Origin of the sequence: Dietzia aerolata (assembly GCF_014144865.1) — a bacterium.
Classification (GTDB): domain Bacteria; phylum Actinomycetota; class Actinomycetes; order Mycobacteriales; family Mycobacteriaceae; genus Dietzia; species Dietzia aerolata.
Genome location: NZ_JAALDM010000319.1, coordinates 14231 through 37750 on the forward strand (window position 1 = coordinate 14231; position 23520 = coordinate 37750).

Consider the following 23520-nt stretch of genomic DNA (forward strand, 5'->3'; position numbering starts at 1 on the left):
GCCGTCGCCGCCGCCGGGTTGGCAGCCTCTGTCCTCACGTGGCCCGATCGCCCGTGTCCACCGGAAGGTGTTGGCCACCGTACCGCCGGGATAGCGCAGCATGCTCACCCCGGTCGACCGTGCGTTGGCCACCAGCCGCTGCTGCGGCTCGCCGCCGGGGGTGAACGAGCCGAACGCGTCGAACGGGTACCGGTGGTTGGCGCCGAAGAGTCCCTTGGCGACCACCTCGCCGGTGGGTTCCGCGCCCACGACGATTCTGGTCTGCCGGACGCCCGAGTACACGAGGACCGCCGCGGCAACAACGGTGAGGAGAACGACGACGACTACCACGGATCGCCTCTGATGCATACCGGACATCGTCGCATCGATCGCACGTCCAAGAGCCGAATCCGATGGTCCGCATTCTGTGCGGTGGGAGCGATGGAGGGTGTCGTCGTCGTCCCCCTTCGCGTCCCGACGCCCGGGCTGTCACCCGGCACTCCACCTGAGCCACCGGCCAGGTCTCACCCCCGGCGGTACGTGGCCCCGCGGTGGGAGTCCGGAAGGCGGTCGCCGTGCCTGAACATCCGGGCTCGGAGAGTGCCGGGCTTCGCGTCCAGCGGATACCGTCCCCGGCGCTGCAGCTCGGGCACGAGATGCTCAATGACGTCCTCCCAGGTGCCCGGGTTGAGCGCGTAGGCCAGGTTGAAACCGTCGACGTCCGTTTCCGCCATGTAGCTTTCCAGGGCGTCGGCCACGGTGACCGCCGAGCCCACCACCACGGGTCCGCCCGTCGCGTTGAACCGGGCGCTGTCACGCAACGTCCATCGTCCGTCGGCGTCCGAGGCCCCCGACAGGCTCGACACAGTGGTCTGGATCGCTTCTGTTGCGACCGGGTCCATGGCTGCGTCGAGGTCCCGTCGGGATAGATCAATCCCGGACCATCCCGAGTTGAGCACCAGATTTCCCGTCTCGGAGGCGTAGGAGAAGATGTCTCGGTACTTCTCAGCGGCCGCCCCATCGGTCTGATCCACAACGATCGTGAGCAGCGCGTACACGCGTGCGGCATCCCGCCCGCGGCCGGCGGCCTCCAACCCGTCCCGGATCCGGCTGACCTGGTCCCTGGTCTGGCCGATGGTCGGGGACGCCACGAAGATCGCCTCCGCGTGATCGGCCGCGAAGCGGATTCCCCGCGCGGACGCGCCGGCCTGATAGATGACCGGGGTCCGCTGCGGAGAAGGCTCGGAGAGGTGGACGCCGGGGACCGCGAAGTACGTTCCCTCGTGGCGGATCGGGTGGACCTTCGCCGGATCGGCGTACATGTCCCGCTCCGCATCGAGCACCACCGCGTCGTCCTCCCAGGAGCCCTCCCACAGCTTGTAGAGCACCTCCAGGTACTCGTCCGCCCGGTCGTAGCGCTCGTCATGGGAGAGTTGGTCGCTCTCGCCGAGGTTCTGCGCGGCACTCTTGAGGTAGCCGGTCACGACGTTCCATCCCACCCGGCCCCGGGTGAGGTGGTCCAGCGTCGACATCCGCCGGGCGAAGGTGTACGGGTGTTCAGCGGAGGTGCTCGCGGTGATGCCGAAGCCGAGGTTCTCCGTCACCGCAGCCATGGCACTGACGAGCATCATCGGATCGTTCATCGGGATCTTTGCCGCCGTCTGCAGCGCAGCGTCGCTGCTCCCGCCGTAGACGTCATACGGACCTAACGCGTCCGCGAGGAAGAGTCCGTCGAACAACCCGCCCTCCAACAGCCGGGCGAGACGAGTCCAGTGCTCGAGGTCGCGATAGTCCCGCGACCGGTCAGCCGGGTGCCGCCAGATCCCGGGGAGTTGATGCCCCACGCCGTTGATGGCGAAGGCGTTGAACCTGATCCTCCGGGTGTGCTGATCGTGCGCAGCGTCGGGTCGCGAAGCCATGGTTCTCCTTGCGGTGGTCGTGTGAGGGGTGACCACCGCTCGAGCAGGAGCAGCCGTGGCTACGCCGATGACATCCCTCCGCGAGTGCTAACTCGATCAGGTTCGCTCGGGTGTGATCTCAGCCCCGTCCAGGGCACCCCGTGTCGCCCCTCAGCCTACGCGTCGGCGTCAGCGTGCCTTGCCGGTGACGGCCAGCAGGGGCCGCCTGGATTGCCGCGCGGTGACCACCGCGCCCGCATCGGCCACGCGCAGGCCCGTCGCCGACTTCGCGGCAAAGAGGCCGTACCTGATGTGACCCACCGACGCCTCTCCCTACTCGTGCCCATGCGACGACGACCGGGCCAACGCCATAGAGCTCGTCTACCGGGCGTAGTCATGCGGTCGGCGTTCGAGGCGTCCTGTCCCTGCGCTCCGCCCGGTCGCGGTTCGGTTCGGGAAGTCGGATCATTCACCCCCGTCGGGTGCCGACCGCCCACACGAGGAAGTGCGTGGCGATCAGTGGTGCAATGACGACCAGCGCGCCCCAGCCCGTCGCCGCGACCGCCACCCAGTTGCTCCACCACACGCTGGCGTCATCGAAGTAGCTCGGCAAGCGCGAGTTCGGCCGCGTCTCCTCGGCGGGCGCTGTGGAAGGCGCACCGGTGAACACGTCCGCTATGTCCGGGCCGGCGATCCCAACGCGGAAGTAGGCGGGGGAGTGAGGAACCTGGTCCATGTCCGCTATTCGGCACCGCAGGTACACCGGATGGGCCGCGTATGTTCAGTGACTGCCCACCTCGTCGTCGTCCCCGCCACCTCCCCCCGACCAGCGGGCACCCTCTCTCGGCGCTCGACGACTGCGCGCGGACCCCGAAGGCGGTTCCGTGCCGTGGCGAGCGCCCCTCCTGACGCCAGCGCATCCGTCAGAAGCTGGTGACGGATGCGCCGGCGACATCTCAGGTGCGGGTGGCGTCGCCAACGATGAACTCGGTGCGGTCCTCGGTGAAGTAGTCGCGTACCCAGTTGACCAGGGCGTTGTAGCGGGGACGTGCCGACGGCAGCAGGACATCATGCACTGCGAGCCATCCGGCGAATGCCAGCGACCCGTGGAGCTGCTTGTGCGATCTGCCGACCTCCGCCACCGCGGCCATCCGACCGATCATCGCCATGAAGCCGCGATCGTGGTACTCGAACGCCGTACGCTGTGTGCCCTTGAGGTCGGCGAGGATGTTCTCGCCGGCCCACGCCCCCGCCTGCTTGGCCACCGCACCCAGGCCGGGGAGCGTCTTACCGGCACCGTCAGGGATGTTGGCCGCGTCCCCGAGCGCGTAGACGCCCGGGAAACCGGGAACTGTGAGGTCGTCATTGACATTCAGTCGGCCGCCCCTGCCGGGCGTGATGCCCGCTTGCCCGACCACGGGCTGTGCGTGCAGGCCCCCCGCCCAGATCACGATCGGCGCGGCCAGGACCTCGCCGTCGGAGAGCGTCACGCCGTCGGCGCGCACCTCCTTGACGCTGGTGCCCAGGTGCAGCTGAACACCGAGCTCCTCGAGGTGCTCCTGCGCATACTGCTGAAGTTCCTCGGTGAAGGGGCCGAGAACCGTCTTGGCCAGATCAGCGAGGTGGACCGTGAAGGCCTCGCGAACCGCGTCGGAGTACGTTCGCGGCACCACCGAGTTGATGGTTTCTGCGATCGCACCCGCCATCTCGACTCCGGTCGGCCCGGCGCCCACCACGACGATGTTCGTGGGGTCGAGCGCCTCGCCGGCGGCCACCCTGGCGTCGGCCTTGTCGAACTGCTCGATAATCGCCGCTCCGAGGCGAGTGGAATCGCTGACCGAGTACAGCGGGTACGCGTGCTCGGCGGCGCCGGGGGTACCGAAGAAGTTCACGACGGCGCCGGCGGCGATCACGAGTGTCGGAGCGGAGTACACCGTTCCGTCGTCCACTGTGACCGTGTGTGCAGCGGCGTCGATAGCGGTGACCTCGGCGGTCAACACGCGCACGCTCGGACGCTTGCGGAAGATCGCGCGCAGCGGCTCGGCTACGTCACTCGGCGGGAGCTGCGAACTGGCCACCTGATAGAGCAGGGGTTGGAACTGCGAATAGTTGTTGCGGTCGATCAGCAGTGTTGGGATCTTCGCCTTGCCGAGCCGCCTGGCTGCTGCCACGCCGGCAAAGCCGGCGCCGACAATGATGACCTGGTAGTTACTGGTCGCGTTGGTCATGGCTTCGTTACCTCAGTCTTTTCTGGCCAACGTCAGCCGTAGGTGTAGAAGCCGCGACCGGTGGATGTTCCGAGGTAACCCTTGTCGATGAAGTCGGACTTGATCTTGTCCGCAAAGGCCTTCATCTCCGGGTCATCACTGTCCTTGTTGAGCATGTAGGGCGTCATCATCCCCACGATGTCGTAGATCTGGAACGGGCCCATGGGCGAACCGGTGGAGATGCGCCACGTCTTGTCGACGTCCTCGATACTGGCGATCTCACGCATCCAGAGCTTCGCGGCGGCCTCCAGGAACGGGACGAGGAGCGAGTTGAGGACGTAGCCCGGCTGCTCCTTGTGGATGTGGATCGGGACCATGCCGATCTGCTCCGCGAACTCCGCGGCGGCGTCGAAAACCTTCGGGTCGGTGCCGGGGTGGCCCATGACCTCGCAGGTGTTGAAGATCCACACCTGGTTGGCGAAATGCATGGCCAGGAACTTCTCCGGCCGATCCGTGAACGGGGCGATCGCGCTCGGCAGGAGGGTCGAGGAGTTGGTGGCGAAGATGGTCTTCTCCGGCGCGACCGCGCTGACCTTCTCCCAGGTGCTCTGCTTGATGTCCAGGCGCTCGGGGACAGCCTCGATCACTAGGTCGGCGTCCTTGACGGCGTCGGCGAGGTCCGCGCTTGCACGGATACGGGACACGGCGGCGTCGAGCTTCTCCGGCGTCGCGTCCTTGAGGTCATTGAGGTAGGAGGGCTTGAGCTGCTCCCAGCGGGCGGGCAGCTTGTCGAGGATCTCCTGGCTGATGTCGTACGCGACGACATTCTTTCCCGAGTAGGCGGCCTGGAAGATGATCTGCGAACCGAGAACGCCGGTTCCGAGGACGGTCAGGTTTTCCACGGTGGTGCACCTTTCCTAGAGGGGGAGAGTGTCAGCGACGCCGACATCTGGGACGTTAACAAAACTTGATAGTGCCATGTCCGGGATGGTGAGAAGGGTGCTGTGGCTAGTGGAGTGGGGTGCTCAGATGGCGTTTGCGGATGTGGATCAGATGCGCTGGGTGAGGGGATCCCGCTCCCGGCGGACGTCGGATCTGGCGAGGGCGCCGAGGGCCAGTGGCGCCGCCGCGGCCAGCGCGAGCCATTGCACCCCGTACGAGAAATGCGGACTCGACGACTCACCGCTCGGCAACGGCAGCTCCCCGAGCGCCCCCGGCTGGTCGGCGGTGAGCTGGAGGTAGAACGGGGCCAGTGCGAGGCCGGTGGCGTCTGAAAGCTGGACCGGGTCGATCGCCGAGACCACCACCGAGCCGCTCTCGCTCCGGGCGGGCGCGTACCGGCTCGCCTGCTCGGCCTGCCGCAGATGTGCCGTGATCTCGACGGTCCCAGGTGGCGGGGCGGGGATGGATGCCGTCGAGAGGTCGTCGGCGTCGCTGGCCGAGTCCTCATCGAGGGGGCCACGGTTGATGAGGATGATCGGCGGGGTGGGGTTGTCGTCGTCGTCAAATATTTCTTCCACCACAAACGGTGACACTACGTGCGTAGAGCCGCCACCTGCGTCCATTCGGCCTTGCACGATTACCCGGTGATCCGGCAGGAAACGCCCCCGCGCGGTGACCTTCCGCCACTCGTCCTCCGGCGCGACGACGGCATCCGAGGGGTGCACCTCGGCGAGGGGGAGGGTCTGCGCCGAGCCGGCACCGTGCAGGACCTCGCGGCGCTGATCCACCTGCTCACTCTTGCCGAACTGCCACGGCGCCAGGACGGCGACACACGCGACAGTGAACGCGACCACCCGCAGCGCCGCCGCGATCCACCCCGGGCGCAGGAGCACCCGCAGGGCGGAGGGCGCGGAGGTGGGGGCTGAGTTCGGGGCGGGCACCGGGTCAGATCGGCATTCGGTAGCCGAAGAACTCGTGGTCCTCGTTGTAGCCGCCCTGGCCCCAGCCGACGTGCTCGAACGATTCGACGAACTCGATCGCCTCGACCCACTTGACCTGCTTGAAACCGAGCTCGTCCTCGTTGCGCAGGCGGAGCGGGGCCCCGTGCGTCTCGGTCAGGCGCTCGCCGTTCATCTCGTACGCGAGCATGGTGGTGTCGCGGTGCATGTGCTCGAGCCGGTGGCAGTCGTAGTAGCGGCCGTGCGCCGGGCCCTCCGCGCCGTCGGCCAGCGAGTAGAACACCACCCACTTGGCCTCCGGCTTGGGATTGACGATCTCCATGATGTCCAACATCCGCACGCCGCCCCACTTGCCGATCGCCGACCAGCCCTGGATGCAGTAGTGCTGCGTGATCTGCTCGTTCTTGGGCAAGGCCATCAGCTCGGCCCAGGTGAGGGTGGTGGGATTGTCCACCAGGCCACCGATCTGGAGCGAGAAGTCCTTGAAATCGCCCGCCAGCAGGTCCTGGTACTCCTGCGACGTGGGAAGCGCGCCGTTGGGCCAGAAGTACGGCGAGATGTCCTTCTCCCTGTACTGCTTGCGCGGCGTCGACCACTCCATGAGCGCCTTGAGCCAGCCGATCATGAACTTGCCGACCCGGGCTACCACCCGCGGATACCGCAGCGTGAACGGGCTCGCGCCGACCGACAGGATCACGATCACCGCCATCACGATGATGTACACCACCAGCGGCACATACGACTGCGTGTTGGTGCCGAGCACGATGTGGTTGAGATTGCCGACCAGGCCAGTGATGAAGACCGTCACCGTGTGGACGAGGATGAAGAACACGAACCAGCACATCACCAGGAAATGCACCGTGCGCGCGACCTGGCGGTTCAGCGGACCGATGGCGGTGCCGAGCTTGGCCGCGAGACGGCGCCTGCAGCAAACCCGTGATGGGGGCCAGCGGCGCCGCGATGAAGATCGTGATGAAGTACGCCAGGATCTGCAGGCCGTTGAACGAGGTGAAGCCCTCATGCGCGGGGAAGTCGAGCGAGGCGTACTGGATTCCCGTGGACAGGGCGTTAGGGAACACATCCCACGACGTGGGGATCAGGCGCTGCCACTGGTCCGCCGCGAACAACAGCACGATGAAGACGATGCCGTTGATCAACCACAGGAACACGAATGTGAAGTGCCACCACCGGGCGAGGCCGATCGAGTGGCGGATGCCGGGGATTCCGATGCCCTTGGGAAGCGCGACCGCATCTTCCTTGGCCGTCCACACCCTGTCCGCCTGACTCTGGTCCAGGCGGTCCGCCGGGATCGGCCCACGCAGCCGCAGCCAATCGGTTCCCGGGCGGCTGCCCGCGTTGAGGTACAACCGCGGATGGTCGGCGAGGATCTGCCAGCCGGCGCGGATGATGAAGAGCATGAACACCGCGTTGAGCAGGTGCTGAATACGCAGCCACGCCGGGAAACCGGAATCCACCGCCGGCGCGAAACTCGTCGACGCGCCCGGATAGGCGGCGAGGAAGTCCTGCATCCACGGATACATCCGCAACTGCTGCGCGATCGCCACCATCACCAGCAGTCCGACGATCGTCAGGCCGATCAGCGGCCAAGTGGGTCTGATCCACCGCTTGCCGATGCGGATCTGCGGGAGCGTGGCCCGGTTCTGCGGGATGCCGCCCGCGAAACTCTCCGCGGAGATGCGATCGGCGAACGGCTGCGGGCGATCGGTGGTGTCGGCGAGCTGCTCCAGGTTCCGGCCGCTCGATTGCGGACCGGTCGGCTGCGGGCCGGTCGTGCGGGAGAGCGGAGTCGCTCCGCCGGCGGTTGAGGGGTCCTCGGTCGGTGCCATGTCACGTCCTTGGGATCGAACAGGTTCAGAGGGCGAACTGCTGTGGTCGAACGCGTTGATGGACGAAACAGTGTCGAGAATTTATGTACGGGGAGGGCGAACAGAGGGAGGGGTTTCCGGCCCGATTGCCTACTTGGGGGAAGACGCGTGGGGCGGTTCGGGAGTGGTGTGGAAGTGGGGTGAGGGGTGGCGTTGTCGTCGTCGTACCGTCCTACTCCCACCCGGGACGATGCGAGCGGGTCGCCCAGGCCAGGGCGTGGAGGGCGAGCATAGGCGCGATGACGGCGACATTTCAATCGAGCCGGCCAGGACTTCCTTGTGAAAATGAGTCCGACCTCGAGGCAAGAGTCAGAATGGCGTCGGCCCATGGGGTTACGATTCGCAGGATGCCGGCTCGGCGCTGTTGAGGCGGTAGCAATTTGCCGTGCCTGATCCGCGCACGGCAGAAAAGTTGACTCGACAGGAGTGTCAAGATGGGCCGTCCCAAGTTGGAACAGCATATCGCGGTGTTTGGTGAAAGCGGGAGCGGCAAAACCGTACTTCTATCGTCTTTCTACGGTGCGGCGCAGGAACCATCGAATGTAAAGAAGAATGGGTTCAACATCATCGCGTTGACTTCTAGGCAGGGCACCAAGCTTCACGGTAACTACCTTGGTATGCGCAACAAGGCTGAGTTGCCAGAGCAGGACAAGCACAAGTGGGACTCCTTCCGGTTCGCAGTCAAGGCGCAGAAGACTAAAGAGGCTGCCGGTGGCTACTTGGATGCCCTAAATCTCGTGTGGCACGACTATCCCGGTGAGTGGTGGGAAGGCCGACGAGACGACAGTGCTTCGTTGCGAGCTCGCCAGATATCGAGTTTTAAGGCATTGCTCGGATCTGACGTCGCGATGATTTTGATTGACGGGCAGAAGCTGTTGGACAACAAGGGCGAAGAGTCGAGATACCTCAAACAGCTCTTTACAACCTTCCGAAACACGCTGCATGGTTTGCGTGACGAGATCCTTGACAGTGGCAAGAAGTTGGATCGGTTCCCTCGAATCTGGATGCTTGCCTTATCTAAATCGGACTTGCTTCCAGATGTTGACGTTGTTGGCCTTCGAGACATCGTGGTCGAGAACGCAGGCGAGGAACTGGAGCTACTTCGCGACGTCATCGGGTCCTTCGTCACGACGCCGGACGCACTTTCCGTAGGTGACGACTATGTTCTCCTTTCCGCTGGCACCTTCGAGCCAAAGAAGATTGACCTGAGCCTTAGTATCGGAACGGATCTCTTGCTTCCGATCGCGGCAATTCTGCCGTTCGAGCGTCACGTGAAGTGGGTTAAGGCCTTGGAGTTACCTGGGAAGCTTGCTGAAGTGCTTCTCAAGAGTGCTGGGGTCCTGACTACCGCGCTCCTCGTCAACAAGAAAAAGCTCCCAGGCCCTATTGCGGCGGTTGTTACATTGCTTGGCCCCTCCTTGATCAATGACGCTGCGGAGATGGCTGGGACTAGTCTTCGAGAAGCAAACAAGGTTGCGCGCGAGAAGGGCGATGTGCTGGGTGCGCTCCTCACTAGCTTCAAGATCGATCTCGAGGATGCGGAGAAAGCTGGACGCCTGCTTCGGAGTATTCAGTGACATTCATATGGTCTACCCGCGGCCGTGACTGGGGATTTCGGTTCCTCAAGAACGGCGGTGAGACTGACCCGCTGATCAAGTTCGAGTCCGTCATGGATGTAGCAGGACCGGAGAATCCGACGTGCGTCCGTGTCGGGGAGTGTGTTGGCCTCCGATTCTCGGATCCGGAAAACCGCACTGATAGTGCGGGGCGGCTCATTTCTCACGAGTTTGTGCTGTGGGGCGGCCTCGCGGATCGTGTCGATTCCGTTGAGGATGGTCTGGCTGTCGTGTGGCCGCTGGTCAAAGATCAGTACGGCGCTGCGTGGGGCGAGGCGGCACCGCCCGGCTGAACGGTAAGGCTCGTCTGCATCGGGACCTGTCAAAGCTAGTGATAATCGGCCCTGGATGGCTGCGCTGATCGCGAAAGCAGCCCTGGCGTCTGATCGACTTCCGACCCAAGTGGGGTGGATCGCACCGATGCCAAGGCTGAGTGAAGGTCACGCAGTTCCTCGACGCTGACTTACGCTCTGGACGTGACCAACTCATCCCAGGTGGCTACTTCAGCGAACCTATCCGAGAGCGTCCGCGGCGAGGATCCGACCTCCACCATCCGGCGCAGCCGCGAGACCTTCCGGTCGCGTGTGACCATGAGGCGCATGGTCGCCGCCGCGATGGTGGTGCCGCTACTCGCGCTGACGGCGGCGTGCTCCGGGGGTGGGTCCGATTCGGCTGGAGCGGCAGACGCGCCCGGTGAGCCCGGTGCCACCAGTGCTGCCGGCGAGTCTGAATCCACGCCCGGGGCGGCCGCCCTTGATGCTGGCGCTGGTGCTGACGCCGGCGCCGGCGACAATGCAGCGCCGTCAGGGACCGCGGGAGAGGCGCCCTTGCTGCCCGGCTCGCCGCTTGAATCGGCCGTCAACAACATGGACTCGACCCTGGAATCGCTGCGGGGGATCTTGGACGAGGCCATTCCATCTTCGTCGTGGCGGCAGGTGGCGGAGGCGGAGATCGTGATGTGTGACGAGGGCGAGGGTCGATACTCGGCCCCGCAGTTCATGGCCCTTGGCGGGTCCATTCCCGACGAGTTGTGGCCGCGAATCGAACAACTGCTGGTCGACCGTGGATACGCCCCGGCGCGCGATGAGCAGCCGGTCGAGGGCAACTTGACCTTGGCGTTCTATGCCGAGGACGGAGCTAACGTGTCGGTCCACTCGACCGGCGGAAGCGGGGCGGCCTACTCGGGCTCCGTTCCGTGCTCGGAGGGCTACGCCGGCGAGTAGCGGGCACCCGCCCCTCGGGAGCGGGCCGCGCCTTCCCGCCTCTCCCCGCCCCTTCCCGTCCGTTACCGTCCCTTCCCGCGCGTTTCCGCCCCCGCCAGCGCACTTCAGCACGCCTTCCCCCGCCCATTCTTGACACCCGTCAACCACGGCGTAACCTTCCTACTGTGGCTACCCTGTCGTCCCTGTCCTCCCTCACGTCCCGCTCGCCCTCGTCGTACCCTCGCCTGCTCTCTCCCGGCCGGATCGGCCCGATGGAGACCGCCAACCGGATTGTTCTGCCCGCCATGGACATGAACGTCTCGGAGGACGGCGAGATCGAGCAGCGGGAGATCGACCACTACGTCGCCCGCGCAGCCGGCGGTGCCGGTCTGATCATCACCGGCGCGTGCGCGATCGCGTTCCCGGTGGGTGCGGCGTCCATGAAAGAGCCGGGGCTATCGGATGACAAGTACATCCCGGGTCTCAAGGCACTCGCCGACGCCGTGCACGCGGCCGGGTCGAAGCTGTGCGTGCAGTCGACCCACCACGGCAAGGTCGCGCGGGTGGACGTGGCCAACGACCGTCCCGTGATCGCGCCGAGCATGCCGGACTACGACTATGACTACTCCGCGCTCGCCGACAGCACGCCCGAGGAGCTGGGCAAGATGGGCGCGGCGACCGGTGGCAAGAAGACGGTCTACAAGGAGATGACCCACGAGGACATCGCCTGGCTCATCGACACCTGGGCCGAGGCCGCCGACCGCATCGCCCGCGCCGGCGCCGACGCGATCGAGATCCACGTCGCGCACGGCTACATCCTGGGCGTGTTCCTCAACCGGCGAGACAACCAGCGCACCGACGAATACGGGGGAGCGCTGGTCAACCGGGCGCGACTGGCGTGCGAGGTCATCGAGGCCGTCAAGAAGCGCGTGGGGGACACGCTCGCGGTGATCGTGCGCGTGGCCGGGCAGGAGTACGGCCAGGAGGGCGGGCTCGAGCTGGACGAGGCGATCCTGGCCTCACAGCTGTTCGAGCAGGCCGGCGCCGACGCGATCCACGTGACCGGCTGGGGCCGCAACCCGTTCGACAACTTCACCGACGGCCCCCTACCCGACACCGTCGGTGCCTACCTGGACAACGCCGCGGCCATCAAGAAGGCCGTGTCGGTGCCGGTGATCGGCGTGGGACGGATGTTGCCGGAGGTGGCGGAGAAGGGGATCGACGACGACAACATCGACTTCGCCGCCATGGGTCGGCAGTTGCTCGCCGATCCGGAGTTGCCCAACAAGCTCAATGCTGGGACGCCCGAGCTGGTGCGCCCGTGCATCAACTGCTACCTCTGTGTGGCCGAGAACTTCTTCGACGATACCCCGTTCTGCGCGGTCAATCCGCCGCTGGGCAATGAGGGGCTGCTGCCGCTGACACCCGCGCCCAAGCGCGAGCACGTCGTGGTGGTGGGCGCCGGACCCGCCGGACTCGAGTCGGCCGTGGTGCTGACCGAGCGCGGGCACCGCGTGACCGTGCTGGACAAGGCCGACCGCCTGGGCGGAACCATGTGGTTCTCCACGCTCACCACCCCGGCCAACGAGCCGCTGATCAGCTACTACCAGGCCAAGATCGAACAGCTGGGCATCGATGTGCGGCTCAACACCGAGGCCACGGTCGAGACCGTGCGTGCGCTCGGTGCCGATCGCGTGATCGTGGCGACCGGCGCGGTGCGGCCTGCCCCGCAGATCCCGGGCGGCAAGCTGCCACACGTGCACACTGGCGATTCGCTGCGCGCCACGATGCTGGGTACCGCTACCGCTGACGAAGCCGGAACTTTCCTGCGGCTTGCCGGGAAGCTCGGCCGGCTGTCGGGGATCACCAAGCGTCCCTCGTGGATCCGGCGCCTGACCAAGATCGCGCTGCCGATGGGCAAGAACGTCGTGGTGATCGGCGGCTCGCTGGTCGGCCTGGAGCTCGCGGAATTCCTGGGCGAGCGCGACCGGAACGTCACGCTGCTGCACGACTCACAGCAGCTGGGTCTGCCTCTGGCCATGCCCCGCCGGTGGACCGCAGTGCGTCACGCCAAGCACTACGGCGTGGACATCAAGCGCAACGTGAAGGTCACCCGCATCACCGAGTCGAGCGTGGAGTGGACCGACGCCAAGGGCAACGCTAAGTCCGCGCCCGCCGACATGGTCATCTACGCTGACGGCACCACCGCCGCGGCGCCGCTGGCCGATGCGCTTCGTGCTGCGGGCGTTGACTGCGAGGTCATCGGCGACGCCGGCGACGTGGGCTACATCCACGGCGCCATTCACTCAGCGTGGAAGGTCGCGACGGTGGGCTGACGATCTGAGCGGGCGGATTCATTGGCTGGCGGGACATCCGGGCTTGTTTCCTCTTGGCGGGTTATCTCACCGCGCCAGTCCAAGCGGGGGGAGAGTACGGAGACCTTCTCGTCGAGGACGTGAGATATCGCGACGAAGCGACGGTCGTCGGCGCCGATCAGCGTCGAATCGGCCTGGTGGGCAAGGTGGTCCGGAAGGGCGAAGGCGGAGGCGTTCTGGCAGGGCATCGCGCTAGTGTGCGCCCCCACCCCGGCCTTGCCGCAAGCCCCCCCTACCAGCTATAACTTGAAGGTGGAAGCAAGTTTTTGGCCGCGATCTACGAGGATGCCGACATCTGCTGTGTACACGCGTGCCTGAGCGCCTCATGACGGCCATCACCTGGAGCGAGGGCGGAACGCGGCGCCGCGCGGGCTGGCGTCCGGAGAACGGCGCCAAGCCGCCGCGGGACATTGTGGTGATCGACGACGACATCGCCGCGGACAGCGCCCTCCGGATGGCGCGGGCAGGCACCGGGCTGCTCTGGAGAGGCGACTTCCACAATGCCCGGCAACTGATGCGTGCCCTCGATCGGCGGCTGGAGAAGCAGGCCTCCCGTAAGGCGTCGAAGTCGTCGAAAACACCGAAGTCGTCTCGTGGCGTCGAGACCGGCGACCTCTTCCACGCGAATCGGCTGGCGCGATCCCAGCGGGCGGCCGTCCTGGGGAAGATCCTCATCGAACTCGAGCCCGACTACGCGGTCGGGTTGCGTCGAGCGCCCGACGTGCGAGAGGCCTGCGCGCACGCATACGGGACGCCGGCCAGCGAAGGCCCGGGGGAGTCGACGCTCGTCTCGCTACCGGAGCTCCTCGGGGTGATCAGCGCATTCGAGTGGCACCGCACGGGCATCGAGGTGGCCGCCCTGGGCGAGCGCATTCATCCCGCCTATGGCGTCTTTGCCCCCACTCGTGACGAGTACATCGACCTGGTCGCCGACGCGGCGTGGCCAGAGGGCGTCGACCGGCCGCTGGCCTTTGACCTCGGCACGGGGACGGGAGTTCTCGCGGTCCTGATGGCCCGGCGCGGAGCCAGGGAAGTCGTGGCGACAGATATCAACCCGCGCGCGGTGCGGTGCGCGATCGATAACGCGGACCGTCTCGGAGTCGCGGATCGCGTGCGGGTGGAGGAGGCGGATCTCTGGCCCGCCGCCCCGGAGCGTGCCGACGTCGTGGTGTGCAATCCGCCCTGGATCCCGGGCCGCCCGACGTCGGCGCTGGAGCAGGGCATCTACGACCCGAAGTCCGACGTGCTGCACCGCTATCTCGGTGAGCTTGCCCGGCATCTAACGCCGAACGGCGAGGGATGGCTGATCCTGTCTGACCTCGCCGAGCTTCTGGGGCTGCGCACCCGCGAGGAGTTCCTCCAGCGCATCGCCGACGCAGGGCTGACTGTCGCCGGCATTCATGAGACGACCCCGCGACATCCGCGCGCGACCGACGAGGCCGATCCGCTCCACGCCGCCCGGGCGCGCGAGCGGACCATGCTGTGGCGGCTGGCCGCGCGACGGTCGTGAGCGCCAGCGGGTGGAGCGGAACTGCGGGTGACCACTAGGTCCATGCCTGCTGAGAACCTGTCAGCTGTACGTGCTGAAGCGCCGTGAGATCTCCGATGGTCTCGTGGGCGGCGTGGCCGCGGTCGGGCGCGACAGACTACTTGTCACTGTCGACACATCGATCGTCGCGTTCGCATGCGTGACGCCCGATGCCCCGGCCCTTCGATCGTGAGGGGCCGGAGCATAGTCACTGGCGAGCGGCTCGGATCAGACGTAGAGCGGCACCTGGGCCCCCTCGGGGGCGCCGGGGTAGCGGTCGACGATCTTGTTCAGCTCGGATTGCATGTACAGGATGTTCAGACCGAACACGAAGGTCAGGAGACACGACAGGATGGGCGAGCAGGTGGGCTGGAGGCCGCTCGCACGTTGTGCGTTCTGGATTCGCTGCCCGGTGTTATAGAAGCTGACCAGAGGCGCGATTACCGTCCAGCCCAAGAAGAACAGCACCAACACGGGTCCGGCCACGGGAGCCTGGCGACGACGGTCGAACTCTGCCATCTCCTTGTGGATCTTGTAGTACCAGACGTAAACGTAGATCCCGAGCGTGATGATCGGGAACACGAGCCAGGTGATGATGGGATTGCGTTCCTTGAAGAGCAGCCCCATCGCTGCCGGGGGCTGTGCGGTCCCGTAGTGGGCGGGGACCGACGCCGGCGACTGGGCGGCAGGGTAGGGGTGTTGAGACGACTGCCCCGGGGCGTACTGCCCCGAATAGTCCGGGTTGTTCACAGGATTGGTCATAAGTTGTCCTTCGAGAGGCGTTCCGGGCCTTGCGGTCGCGCTACGACTGCGCAAGCACGTGAACCGTACAAAATCAGTCCGACATGTTGGCGGTCGTCACCGTGTAGGAGGACCTTGCTCGAGATTCTCTCGGCGGGCGGTTCATGGATCCTGGAAGCTTCGCACTCACGACACGGTGCCGGGCTCCTCGACGTCCGGGCGGCGTGTCACCGCTGCAGCGACTGCACCCGCACCGTCACCTCGGCGTCGGTCTGGCCTGCCTGAGCGGAAAGCGCCCGGCGCAACTCGAGCTGGATGTCCCGCACCCCCTCGCGCACCGGCCGCGACCGGTCGAGACACACCTCCACCAGGGCGGTGCCCTCGGCGGTGTCGATGTGCAGCCCGAAGTGAGCGGTCCGGGCACTACTGCGGCGGACGCGGGCGTCGATCGTGCGCAGTGCCGTGCCGAGCCCCGGCTCGATCGCGTGGACGCCCGGGACGGACGTCACCACGGCGAGCAGGTCGGCAGCGGCAGGCCCTGGGCGAGAAAACTCGGCAGCGGCAGCCTCGGTGGTCTTCTGTGGCTCAGTCATGGAGATCCTCGATGTGCACATCAACGGTGAGGCCGCCCAGGTCGAGCTCGCGGACGCACTCGGAGACGACGGACGCGCGGACCTCGTCGGCCAGTGCCCGCAGGTCGCGGCTCGCGGCGGACAGCGACACCCGGCACCGCACCCGCTCCGGCAGTCCGCGGGTGCCCCACTCGGGATGCTCGGCGTGGTCGACGGATATGCGCAGACTCATGGCGCCCGGTACAGCGTCCACGGCGTCGCGGATCAACGTCGTAGACGCCGGGTACCTCACGGGCGGCCATGCCGGCGACGGGCCGGCCTGAGATGAACAGGTACACCACTAAGACGTCGCGAGTCCCCGGTTCGTCACACGCGTTCCCGGACTTTTTCGCTTCCGCCGCTAAATACCCACTTTGCGCATGAAACGCCTGCATATCTGCTTACAGTGCCCGCATGAGTCGGGGGAGTAGAGCAAGCGGGGACCGATCGATCATCATCAGGTTCACGGCGGCGCTGGCCGCGGTGATGCTCGTCGCCGTGCTGCCGCAGGCGCCGCGGGCGGGTGCGCAGGCGACAGGCGCCGGGCCGGGCGCGCCCGTGGCGGAGGGCTTCCACTGGGGCGTGGCCACCTCCGGCTTCCAGGTCGAGGGCTCGAACCCCGACTCCAACTGGAAGCGCTACACCGACGCCACCTCGCCCGGTGGCGAGGTGGATCCGGTGGGTGACGCGGTGGACTTCTGGAACCGGTATCCCGAGGACATCGCGCGCGCCGCCGAGATGGGCGTCAACACCTTCCGGCTGAGCGTGGAGTGGGCGCGGATCGAACCGGCGCCGGGGGAGTACGACGACGAGGCCCTCGCCCACTACGACCGGATCATCGACTCCATCCACGGACACGGCATGGTCCCGATGATCACCATGGTCCACTTCACCTATCCCGGCTGGCTGGCAGACCGGGGAGGCATGCTCTCGGACGAGGCCGTGCCGGCATTCGGGCGATTCGCGGACCTCATCACCGAGCGGTGGGCGGGGGACGGCACGATGTGGGTCACGCTCAATGAACCGCTGGTGTTCTTCAAGCATGAGATGACGATCGGGCAGGTCGCACCGCAGGACTTCGGGCGGTTCCTCGACCAGATCGTGGCCGCGCACCGGCTGGGCTACGCCGCCGCGCACCGCGCCGACCCCGACGCGATGGTGACCATCAACGAGGCCTACCTGCCGCTCGCCACCGACTTCACCGACACCCTCATCGGCGACCGCGTGGCCGACGTCGTGGACTTTGTGGGCATCGACTACTACTACGGCGTCGCGCTGAACAACCTCACCGCGATCAATGCGGCGTGGGACGATTTCGCGGCGGTGCGGCCGCAGCCCGAAGTGATCTACGAGGCGATCGCCCACTACGCGCGCTCGTACCCGGGCAAGCCGATCTACATCGTGGAGAACGGGATGCCCACCAACCACGGCGCCCGAGCCGACGGCGTGGACCGCGGCGACTTCCTGCGCGACACCGCGTTCTGGCTGCAGCGGGCTGTGGCAGATGGCTACCCGGTGATCGGCTACAACCAGTGGTCGCTCGTCGACAACTACGAGTGGGGCAGTTACGCGCCGCGATTCGGGCTCTACCAGGTGGATGTGCTCACCGACCCGGCGCTCGAGCGGAGGCCCACTACGGGCGTTGAGGCGTACCGGGAGATCATCGCGAACGGGGGAGTGGGGCCCGACTACCGTCCGGTGCTCCCGGGTGGCTGGTGCTCACTTTCGACCATTCCTGACTCGTGCGTCAATCCGGTGACGGTCGAGGGGCCGCGGGTGGCGTTGGCGGGGTGAGACGTTAACGAATGGCGCCGCCGCGCCGATATTCCTTGCAGGACAACACATTCACTGTGAGGAGTGAGGTTGATGTTCCCAGAAGGTTCGATCGAGGATCCGATGCGTTTCCTGTTCGGCCCCGGCCCGGACGAGATGACCTGCATGGCGCTGACGCCCGAGTGCATGGGCTGGTTTCCGTACCTGGCCAGCCGCTTCGGGTTCGGGTCCTGACGCCGACGGTCTGAAATGGGGCGATCCCCCGGCTCGCGAGTGAGGCTCGCGCGCCGGGGGATCGCTGTTCGGGAGGCGTCAGAGTCGGGGAAGGTGACCCGGGCTGCCCGGGCTGTGTCAGGCCGGCAGGACCTGCTGCATGACCCGCAGGGTGTTGCCGCCCATGATCGCCGCGATGTCCTCCTCGGAGTAGCCGCGGTCCATCAGCACCTGGGTGATGGAAGCGATCTTGCTGGTGTCCCAGCCGACGGTGACGTTGCCGTCGTAGTCGCTACCCAGCGCGGCGGTCTCGATGCCGCCGATCGCCACCACGTGGTCGATCGCGTCCACCACCGCGTCGACACTCATCTCGCACACCGCGTTCTCGAAGTAGCCGATCCCCACGACCCCGCCTGTGGCGGCGACGCCGCGGATCTCGTCGTCGGTGACGTTGCGGTTGTTGTCGCACGTGCCCTGGACACCGCCGTGGCTCAACACCACCGGGTTGGTCGCCATCTCGAGCATCGTGGCGACGGCCTCGTGGCTGGAGTGGGTGAGGTCGATGATCACGCCGCGGTCCTCGAGGGTGTGGAAGACCTCTTCGCCGAAGGGGGTCAGTGTGCCGCGCTCGACACCGTGCATGGAGCCGGCCACGTCATTGTCGAAGAAGTGCGCGAACCCGGCCATCCGCATTCCGGCGTCGTAGAGACGGTCGACGTTACTGATGTCGCCCTCGAGGTTGTGCAGGCCCTCCACCGAGAACATCGCCCCGGTCACGTCGTTGCCGGCCACCCGCTCGTCGATGAGCTGTTCGAGATCGCCCTTGGTCTTGACGAACATCAGCTCACCATCCGAGTTGTCCGCCGCGGTCTGCAACTTCTCGGCGTGGTAGAGAGATCGCTCCGTCATCGAGAACCAAGTGCGAGGCGGCTGCGCTTGGGCGATTACCAACGGGGTGATGTTGTCGGAGTCGTCGTCGTTCCCATCGACGTTCTGTCCCTTCGGTGACTTGGTCACCGACGAGAACACCTGCAGCGCCACGTTCCCCTCCTTCAGGCGGGGGACATCGACGTGGCCCCGATCGGAACGCTCGAGGATGTCCCGATCTCACATCAGGGTGTCGGAGTGCATGTCCACGATCTGTAGCGTGTCATGGAGCTCCTGGGCTTCGGCGGTGACCTCCGGCATCGTGGCCGGGACGATCTTGTTGCGGCCCTCCTCGATCACCGCGGGCCCGACCATGAAGAACGTGGTCGCGGCAATGATGATCAGGATGAGTAGGCCGATCAGGGAGGAGAAGACGATTCGACGGTTCATTGGCTCGTGTCCTTATCTGGCTGGCCGGGTCCGAGGCGCCTTCTGCGGTCGGATTCCGGGGTGGACTTCGTTGACATCAAGAATCCTCGGGAAGTCGACTGTGGCCGAAAATCTGTAAGGACCGATCGCCTGCGGGGGATCCTGATATATATCCGCTATGGACGACCTCGATGAGGAAGATATTTCGCTCATCCACGCGCTGCAGTTGAGTCCGCGCGCGTCGTGGCGTGAACTGGCCGACGCGCTCGGCGAGGGGCCGGTCACCCTGGCCAAGCGGTGGGCGCGGCTGCGGGCGGAAGGCCTGTCCTGGGTGATGGCCTATCCCGCCGTGGACGGGGTGCACGGGAATCGCCTGGCGATCATCGAACTCGCCTCTGGGCCGGGCCGGGTGATGTCGCTCGCCCGGGAGCTCGCGTCGTTGCCGATGGCCGTCACGGTCGAGATCGCCTCGCGGGAGTACGGCGTGGTGGCGACGCTCGCGGGCCGGTCCCAGGGCGACCTCGCCGAGATGCTTCTCGACCACCTGCCCCGGCTGGACGGCTTGACCGGGATGCGGACCCACCTGGTGGGGCAGCTCCACCTCGGGGCCAACCAGTGGCGCATCGGAGGGCTCGACTCCCGCGCGGTCTCCAGGCTCGGCCGGAAGGCGGGGCCCGCAGGGGTGGGGGAGCGCGAAGACCGGGCGACCTCCGTCAACCCGTGGGCGGAGCCCTACCTGGACCTGGCCGAGGCTCTCGCCGAGGACGGTCGTCGCAGCGCGGCCGACCTGGCTCGCATCACCGGGCGCCCCCTGTCGACCACCCGGCGCCAACTCGCCACCCTCGTCGGATCGGGCGCCATGACGTTCCGTTGCGACGTGGCGCAGGGCGCGATTGGCCTGCCGGTGATCGTGCAGTGGTGGTGCCAGGTGCCGATGGCGCAGATGGCGAGCAGCGTTTCGCGGCTGCGGTCCGAGCCGTCGGTGCGGCAGGTCGTCAGCATGCCGGGATCCCCCAACCTCATGGTGACGACGTGGAACCGCTCGGCCGCCGACGCGATGCGGATCCAGGAGATGCTCGAGCGGGAACTCGCACCGCTGATGGTGGTGGATTCGGCAATCGTGCTGCACCAGGTGAAACGGCTCGGGTGGGTCCTCGACGAGACCGGGCGGAACACGGGCACCCTGGTCCCGTACGGACAGCCGAGTGGCGCGGAGTCGCAAGTCTGACTGCATCGGGTGGTCAGGCGGTTTCGGAGGCCCTGTCCGGCGTCCCACCCGGCGTTGTGCCCGACTCCTTTTCGGGCGCGTTTTCCGTCGCCTTCCCCTGCTTCTTCGTCGACTCGCCCTCCGACGCTTCCTCCTTCTGCCACGGCCAGCGGCCGGAGATCTCCAGTTCCAGCGACCAACTGAGGAAGGTTCGGATCACGACGATTGCGGCCAGCACGGCGACGTCGTTCAGGGTGGGGGTGACGGCGACGGTCTTGATGATGTCGGCCGCCACCAGTAGTTCGAGTCCGAGCAGGATGGACCGTCCGAGGAACCGGCGGAACTCCTTGTACACGCCCGGCTCGCGCCGCAGTAGGCCCCGGCCGGCCATGATCGTGGCGGCCACCGCGCCGATCACGATCGCGGCGACGCCCGCCGCGTCGATCACCTGCCCGACCAACTCCATCGATTCCTGGAAGTCCATAAACAGTGGCTTATCACGACGTCGTGTCGGCCGGAGCGGATTGAGGCTGCGTGGATCGGCCGGGGAGGCTGTAGTGCGCGAATCGCACACGCAATACTGGCACACGTTCTACGCTGCCGTTATGAGCTTTGAGGGGAAATCTGTACTGGTCACCGGCGGCGGAAGTGGGATCGGTGCCGGCACCGCAGAAGAACTTGCACGGCGAGGCGCACGAGTGACCATCGTCGGGCGCGGCGCCGACCGGCTGGCGGACACCGCGCGCCGCATCGGCGAGTTGGTCGGTCGCCCGGACCAGGTCCTGGCGCATTCGGCCGACGTGACCGACGAGGACGCTGTGGCCGGTGCCGTCGCGGCGGCGGTCGAACACGGTGGTGGGCTCGACGGCGTGGTGGCCTGCGCTGGCGGTAGCGAGACGATCGGCCCGCTCACCCAGATGGACACCGACGCGTGGAAGCGCACGGTCGACCTCAACGTCAACGGCATGATGCTCACGCTCAAGCACTCCGCACGCGCACTCGTGGCCCGAGGCGGCGGCTCGTTCGTGGCGATCTCCTCGATCGCCGCCAGCAACACCCACCGCTGGTTCGGCGCCTACGGCCCCACTAAATCGGCGGTCGACCACATGGTGGCGCTCGCCGCTGACGAACTCGGCGCCAGCAATGTCCGGGTCAACGGCATCCGGCCCGGACTGATCGAGACCGAGTTGGTCGCCCCGATCCTGGATGATCCGGCGATCGCCGAGGACTACCGCGTCAATACCCCGATCCCGCGAATCGGTCAGGCCGACGACGTCGCGAAGTTCGCCGCATTCCTCCTGGGCGATGAGTCCACCTGGCTGACGGGACAGGTCGTCAACGTTGACGGTGGCCAGATGCTGCGCCGCGGTCCCGATTTCACCCCCATGCTCGAGCCGTTGTTCGGCGCTGACGGACTCCGCGGCGTCATGCCGGAGGAGGGGTAGTGATCGGGCGGCCTGAGGCGGCTATGTAGGAGGGGAGTGCCCGGTGAGACGTGGGGCCCGAGCTAGCTGGTCGATGAGGCGTTAATTGCTCTCCGGCAGATTTCGCTTGTCGCGCGGCGTCGACCTCCCTGCACTGAGTCTCGCCGGGAGCCCTTCGGTCGCCCCCCGTGGCCTCCGGGCCACAAGGGAGTGACTTTCACCAGCGGATCCAGCGGTTTCCCCGGATAGCCTCGCTGTTCTCGGCTCGAAGAGGTGTCCCGGGTGGGTACGTTGGAATGAAGGGCCGTGCGCGCCTGTAACGGCGGGCATGGTGTTGGACAACTAGGGAAGGTCATTCATGGCGAACATTAAGGAACTGGCCGATTCGCACCTCGCTACCGCTCTCGCCGAGGAGCGGGGGCGCAGCGCCGAGCTCGTCGCGCACGACGGCCCACTGCGCCAGACGGTGATCGCCCTGCGAAACGGAACGCGGATGGCAGAGCACAACTCTCCGCCGGCCGCGAGCCTGCAGGTCCTCAAGGGCCGCGTCCGTGTGGATCTGGACGAGGAGTCCCAGGGCGAGTTCGGCGAGGGAGAACTGTGGATTCTCACCCACGAGCGGCACTCGGTGCTGGCACTCGAGGACAGTGTGTTTCTGCTGACCACGGTGACGAGCCAGCAGGGACAGGACTCACGGTCCTGAACGGCATGATCGACGGCATGGGCCCGATCTTCTCGAGGCGCACGGACCGGTGAAGGTCCCCGAGAATCTCATCCCGTGGCTCGTCCGTGTGACGGGCCGCAACAAGGTCTTCCTCACGCAGGAGGCGGCGAAGGCGCACGCGGAGAAGGTCGCGCGTCAGCCGCGCCCCTTCGGCCCGCCCGCGAGACTGCGCGGTGTCGACGTCTCGATGACCGTGCGCGAGGGATGGCCGGTTTACACGGTCGTGCCGTCCGGGGCGAGGCCGTCGGGTTGCGTGGTCTTCGTCCACGGTGGCGGCTGGGTGAACGAGATCGTGCGTCAGCACTGGAAGCTGATCGCCCAGATCGCCATCGAGTCGCGCACCACCGTCGTCGTCCCGATCTATCCACTCATCCCGGTCGGTACCGCCGCGACCGTGGTGGCCGAGACCGTCGACATCGCCCTGGAGTCCCGCGAGAGATACGGGGACGTCCGGCTGGCCGGTGACTCGGCAGGGGGCCAGATCAGCCTGTCCGCCGCGCAAGTCTTGCGCGACAGCCACGGCGTCACGCTGAGTCGGACCGTTCTCATCTCCCCGGCGGCGGACCTGACGTGGTCCAACCCCCGCATCCCGGGAGTACAGCCGGACGATCCGTGGCTCGCGGTGCCCGGCGGCCACTACCTGTCAAGCGTGTGGCGCGGGGACCTGGAACTCACCAACCCCCTGGTGAGCCCACTCTTCGGTGACCTCGCAGGCCTGGGTCCCGTCGTGATCTTCAGCGGAACCCGCGACATCCTCAACCCCGATGCGAGCCTTCTCGCCTCGAATCTCAAGGAGGCGGGTGTCGAGGTGGAGTACCACGAGCAGCCCGGCGGCCTGCACGACTATCCGCTGCTTCCCACGGCCAGCGGCGAACGGGCACGTCGACTCATCACCTCGGCCCTGGCCGCGCCCCCGGCGGACTGACAAGCGCAGCACCG

Annotated in this window: 25 protein-coding genes, 1 pseudogene and 1 riboswitch; of the genes and pseudogenes, 10 read left to right on the plus strand and 16 right to left on the minus strand. The window is 66.6% G+C overall.

The genetic code is table 11. From position 1 onward, the window contains the following. From G6016_RS16920 to G6016_RS17750, 9 genes and pseudogenes are all read right to left on the minus strand, one after another. The coding region (locus G6016_RS16920; RefSeq protein ID WP_194306210.1) for a hypothetical protein at nt 1-348 on the minus strand (348 nt) is incomplete at its 3' end. Nucleotides 349-503: 155 nt separating this feature from the next. After that, nucleotides 504-1898, minus strand: coding sequence for an LLM class flavin-dependent oxidoreductase (locus G6016_RS15815; protein WP_182633556.1), 1395 nt, complete (start codon nt 1896-1898; stop codon nt 504-506). A gap of 56 nt (nt 1899-1954) precedes the next feature. Beyond that, nucleotides 1955-2049, minus strand: a riboswitch (TPP riboswitch). 17 nt (nt 2050-2066) lie between these two features. After that, the gene (locus G6016_RS17585; RefSeq protein WP_277815173.1) at nt 2067-2198 is read right to left on the minus strand and encodes a hypothetical protein; all 132 of its coding nucleotides are present in this window, start codon (nt 2196-2198) and stop codon (nt 2067-2069) included. A gap of 148 nt (nt 2199-2346) precedes the next feature. Then, nucleotides 2347-2613 carry a DUF1295 domain-containing protein gene (locus G6016_RS15820; protein WP_182633557.1) on the minus strand — a complete coding sequence of 89 codons (267 nt, stop codon included), beginning with the start codon at nt 2611-2613 and terminating at the stop codon, nt 2347-2349. 220 nt (nt 2614-2833) lie between these two features. After that, nucleotides 2834-4105 carry an NAD(P)/FAD-dependent oxidoreductase gene (locus tag G6016_RS15825; protein ID WP_182633558.1) on the minus strand — a complete coding sequence of 424 codons (1272 nt, stop codon included), beginning with the start codon at nt 4103-4105 and terminating at the stop codon, nt 2834-2836. A 32-nt stretch (nt 4106-4137) separates the two neighbouring features. Next, on the minus strand, nt 4138-4986 hold the full coding sequence (locus G6016_RS15830; RefSeq protein ID WP_182633559.1) for a 3-hydroxyacyl-CoA dehydrogenase: 849 nt from the start codon (nt 4984-4986) through the stop codon (nt 4138-4140). Between the two features lie 147 nt (nt 4987-5133). Beyond that, nucleotides 5134-5967 carry an SURF1 family cytochrome oxidase biogenesis protein gene (locus G6016_RS15835; protein ID WP_182633560.1) on the minus strand — a complete coding sequence of 278 codons (834 nt, stop codon included), beginning with the start codon at nt 5965-5967 and terminating at the stop codon, nt 5134-5136. Nucleotides 5968-5971: 4 nt separating this feature from the next. Further along, complete coding sequence (locus G6016_RS17745; protein WP_338403642.1) at nt 5972-6817, minus strand: molybdopterin-dependent oxidoreductase; 846 nt, start codon at nt 6815-6817, stop codon at nt 5972-5974. Nucleotides 6818-6959: 142 nt separating this feature from the next. After that, nucleotides 6960-7832 (minus strand): annotated as a pseudogene (locus tag G6016_RS17750) (molybdopterin-dependent oxidoreductase); the annotation flags it as partial. A 473-nt stretch (nt 7833-8305) separates the two neighbouring features. Between G6016_RS17750 and G6016_RS15845 the strand changes: the two are divergent. The 3 genes from G6016_RS15845 (at nt 8306) to G6016_RS15855 (ending at nt 13025) form a co-directional block, all read left to right on the plus strand. Further along, nucleotides 8306-9448, plus strand: a complete 1143-nt coding sequence (locus G6016_RS15845) for a TRAFAC clade GTPase domain-containing protein (RefSeq protein ID WP_182633561.1) — start codon at nt 8306-8308, stop codon at nt 9446-9448. A gap of 515 nt (nt 9449-9963) precedes the next feature. Then, on the plus strand, nt 9964-10710 hold the full coding sequence (locus G6016_RS15850) for a hypothetical protein (protein WP_182633562.1): 747 nt from the start codon (nt 9964-9966) through the stop codon (nt 10708-10710). A 164-nt stretch (nt 10711-10874) separates the two neighbouring features. Then, entirely contained in the window at nt 10875-13025 is a 2151-nt protein-coding gene (locus tag G6016_RS15855) for an FAD-dependent oxidoreductase (protein ID WP_338403643.1), read from the plus strand. Here G6016_RS15855 and G6016_RS15860 read toward each other — a convergent pair. Then, entirely contained in the window at nt 12992-13252 is a 261-nt protein-coding gene (locus G6016_RS15860) for a hypothetical protein (protein ID WP_182633563.1), read from the minus strand. The genes G6016_RS15855 and G6016_RS15860 overlap by 34 nt on opposite strands. A 122-nt stretch (nt 13253-13374) precedes the next feature. Between G6016_RS15860 and G6016_RS15865 the strand changes: the two genes are divergently transcribed. After that, entirely contained in the window at nt 13375-14574 is a 1200-nt protein-coding gene (locus G6016_RS15865) for a 50S ribosomal protein L11 methyltransferase (protein WP_422110497.1), read from the plus strand. 246 nt (nt 14575-14820) lie between these two features. Here G6016_RS15865 and G6016_RS15870 read toward each other — a convergent pair whose 3' ends face one another. From G6016_RS15870 to G6016_RS15880, 3 genes are all read right to left on the minus strand, one after another. After that, nucleotides 14821-15354: a DUF4234 domain-containing protein gene (locus tag G6016_RS15870; RefSeq protein ID WP_241730374.1), complete on the minus strand. Its 534-nt coding sequence runs from the start codon at nt 15352-15354 to the stop codon at nt 14821-14823. 206 nt (nt 15355-15560) lie between these two features. Further along, nucleotides 15561-15926 carry a transcriptional regulator gene (locus G6016_RS15875; RefSeq protein ID WP_182633565.1) on the minus strand — a complete coding sequence of 122 codons (366 nt, stop codon included), beginning with the start codon at nt 15924-15926 and terminating at the stop codon, nt 15561-15563. Further along, nucleotides 15919-16137, minus strand: coding sequence for a hypothetical protein (locus G6016_RS15880; protein WP_182633566.1), 219 nt, complete (start codon nt 16135-16137; stop codon nt 15919-15921). The genes G6016_RS15875 and G6016_RS15880 overlap by 8 nt, the downstream gene beginning before the upstream one ends. Before the next feature lie 221 nt (nt 16138-16358). Between G6016_RS15880 and G6016_RS15885 the strand changes: the two genes are divergently transcribed. Further along, complete coding sequence (locus G6016_RS15885) at nt 16359-17738, plus strand: glycoside hydrolase family 1 protein (protein ID WP_241730375.1); 1380 nt, start codon at nt 16359-16361, stop codon at nt 17736-17738. A 72-nt stretch (nt 17739-17810) separates the two neighbouring features. After that, nucleotides 17811-17951, plus strand: a complete 141-nt coding sequence (locus G6016_RS15890) for a hypothetical protein (protein ID WP_182633567.1) — start codon at nt 17811-17813, stop codon at nt 17949-17951. Between the two features lie 117 nt (nt 17952-18068). Here the strand turns inward: G6016_RS15890 and G6016_RS15895 are convergent, their stop codons facing one another. Then, nucleotides 18069-19028 (minus strand): dipeptidase, encoded by a 960-nt coding sequence (locus G6016_RS15895; RefSeq protein ID WP_338403646.1) that lies wholly within the window; start codon nt 19026-19028, stop codon nt 18069-18071. 9 nt (nt 19029-19037) lie between these two features. Further along, nucleotides 19038-19247 (minus strand): hypothetical protein, encoded by a 210-nt coding sequence (locus tag G6016_RS17025; protein ID WP_206682327.1) that lies wholly within the window; start codon nt 19245-19247, stop codon nt 19038-19040. Nucleotides 19248-19404: 157 nt separating this feature from the next. On the opposite strand from G6016_RS17025, the gene G6016_RS15900 reads away from it, so the two are divergent. Continuing rightward, nucleotides 19405-20454 (plus strand): Lrp/AsnC family transcriptional regulator, encoded by a 1050-nt coding sequence (locus G6016_RS15900; protein WP_182633568.1) that lies wholly within the window; start codon nt 19405-19407, stop codon nt 20452-20454. A 13-nt stretch (nt 20455-20467) separates the two neighbouring features. Here G6016_RS15900 and G6016_RS15905 read toward each other — a convergent pair whose 3' ends face one another. Next, nucleotides 20468-20917: a DUF1622 domain-containing protein gene (locus tag G6016_RS15905; protein WP_182633569.1), complete on the minus strand. Its 450-nt coding sequence runs from the start codon at nt 20915-20917 to the stop codon at nt 20468-20470. 121 nt (nt 20918-21038) lie between these two features. Between G6016_RS15905 and G6016_RS15910 the strand changes: the two genes are divergently transcribed. The 3 genes from G6016_RS15910 to G6016_RS15920 all read left to right on the plus strand — a co-directional run bounded on the left by G6016_RS15910 (nt 21039) and on the right by G6016_RS15920 (nt 23506). Then, the gene (locus G6016_RS15910) at nt 21039-21878 is read left to right on the plus strand and encodes an SDR family oxidoreductase (RefSeq protein ID WP_182633570.1); all 840 of its coding nucleotides are present in this window, start codon (nt 21039-21041) and stop codon (nt 21876-21878) included. A 337-nt stretch (nt 21879-22215) separates the two neighbouring features. Beyond that, nucleotides 22216-22560, plus strand: coding sequence for a cupin domain-containing protein (locus tag G6016_RS15915; protein WP_182633571.1), 345 nt, complete (start codon nt 22216-22218; stop codon nt 22558-22560). Nucleotides 22561-22609: 49 nt separating this feature from the next. After that, nucleotides 22610-23506 (plus strand): alpha/beta hydrolase fold domain-containing protein, encoded by an 897-nt coding sequence (locus G6016_RS15920; RefSeq protein WP_182633572.1) that lies wholly within the window; start codon nt 22610-22612, stop codon nt 23504-23506. Nucleotides 23507-23520: the final 14 nt, after the last annotated feature.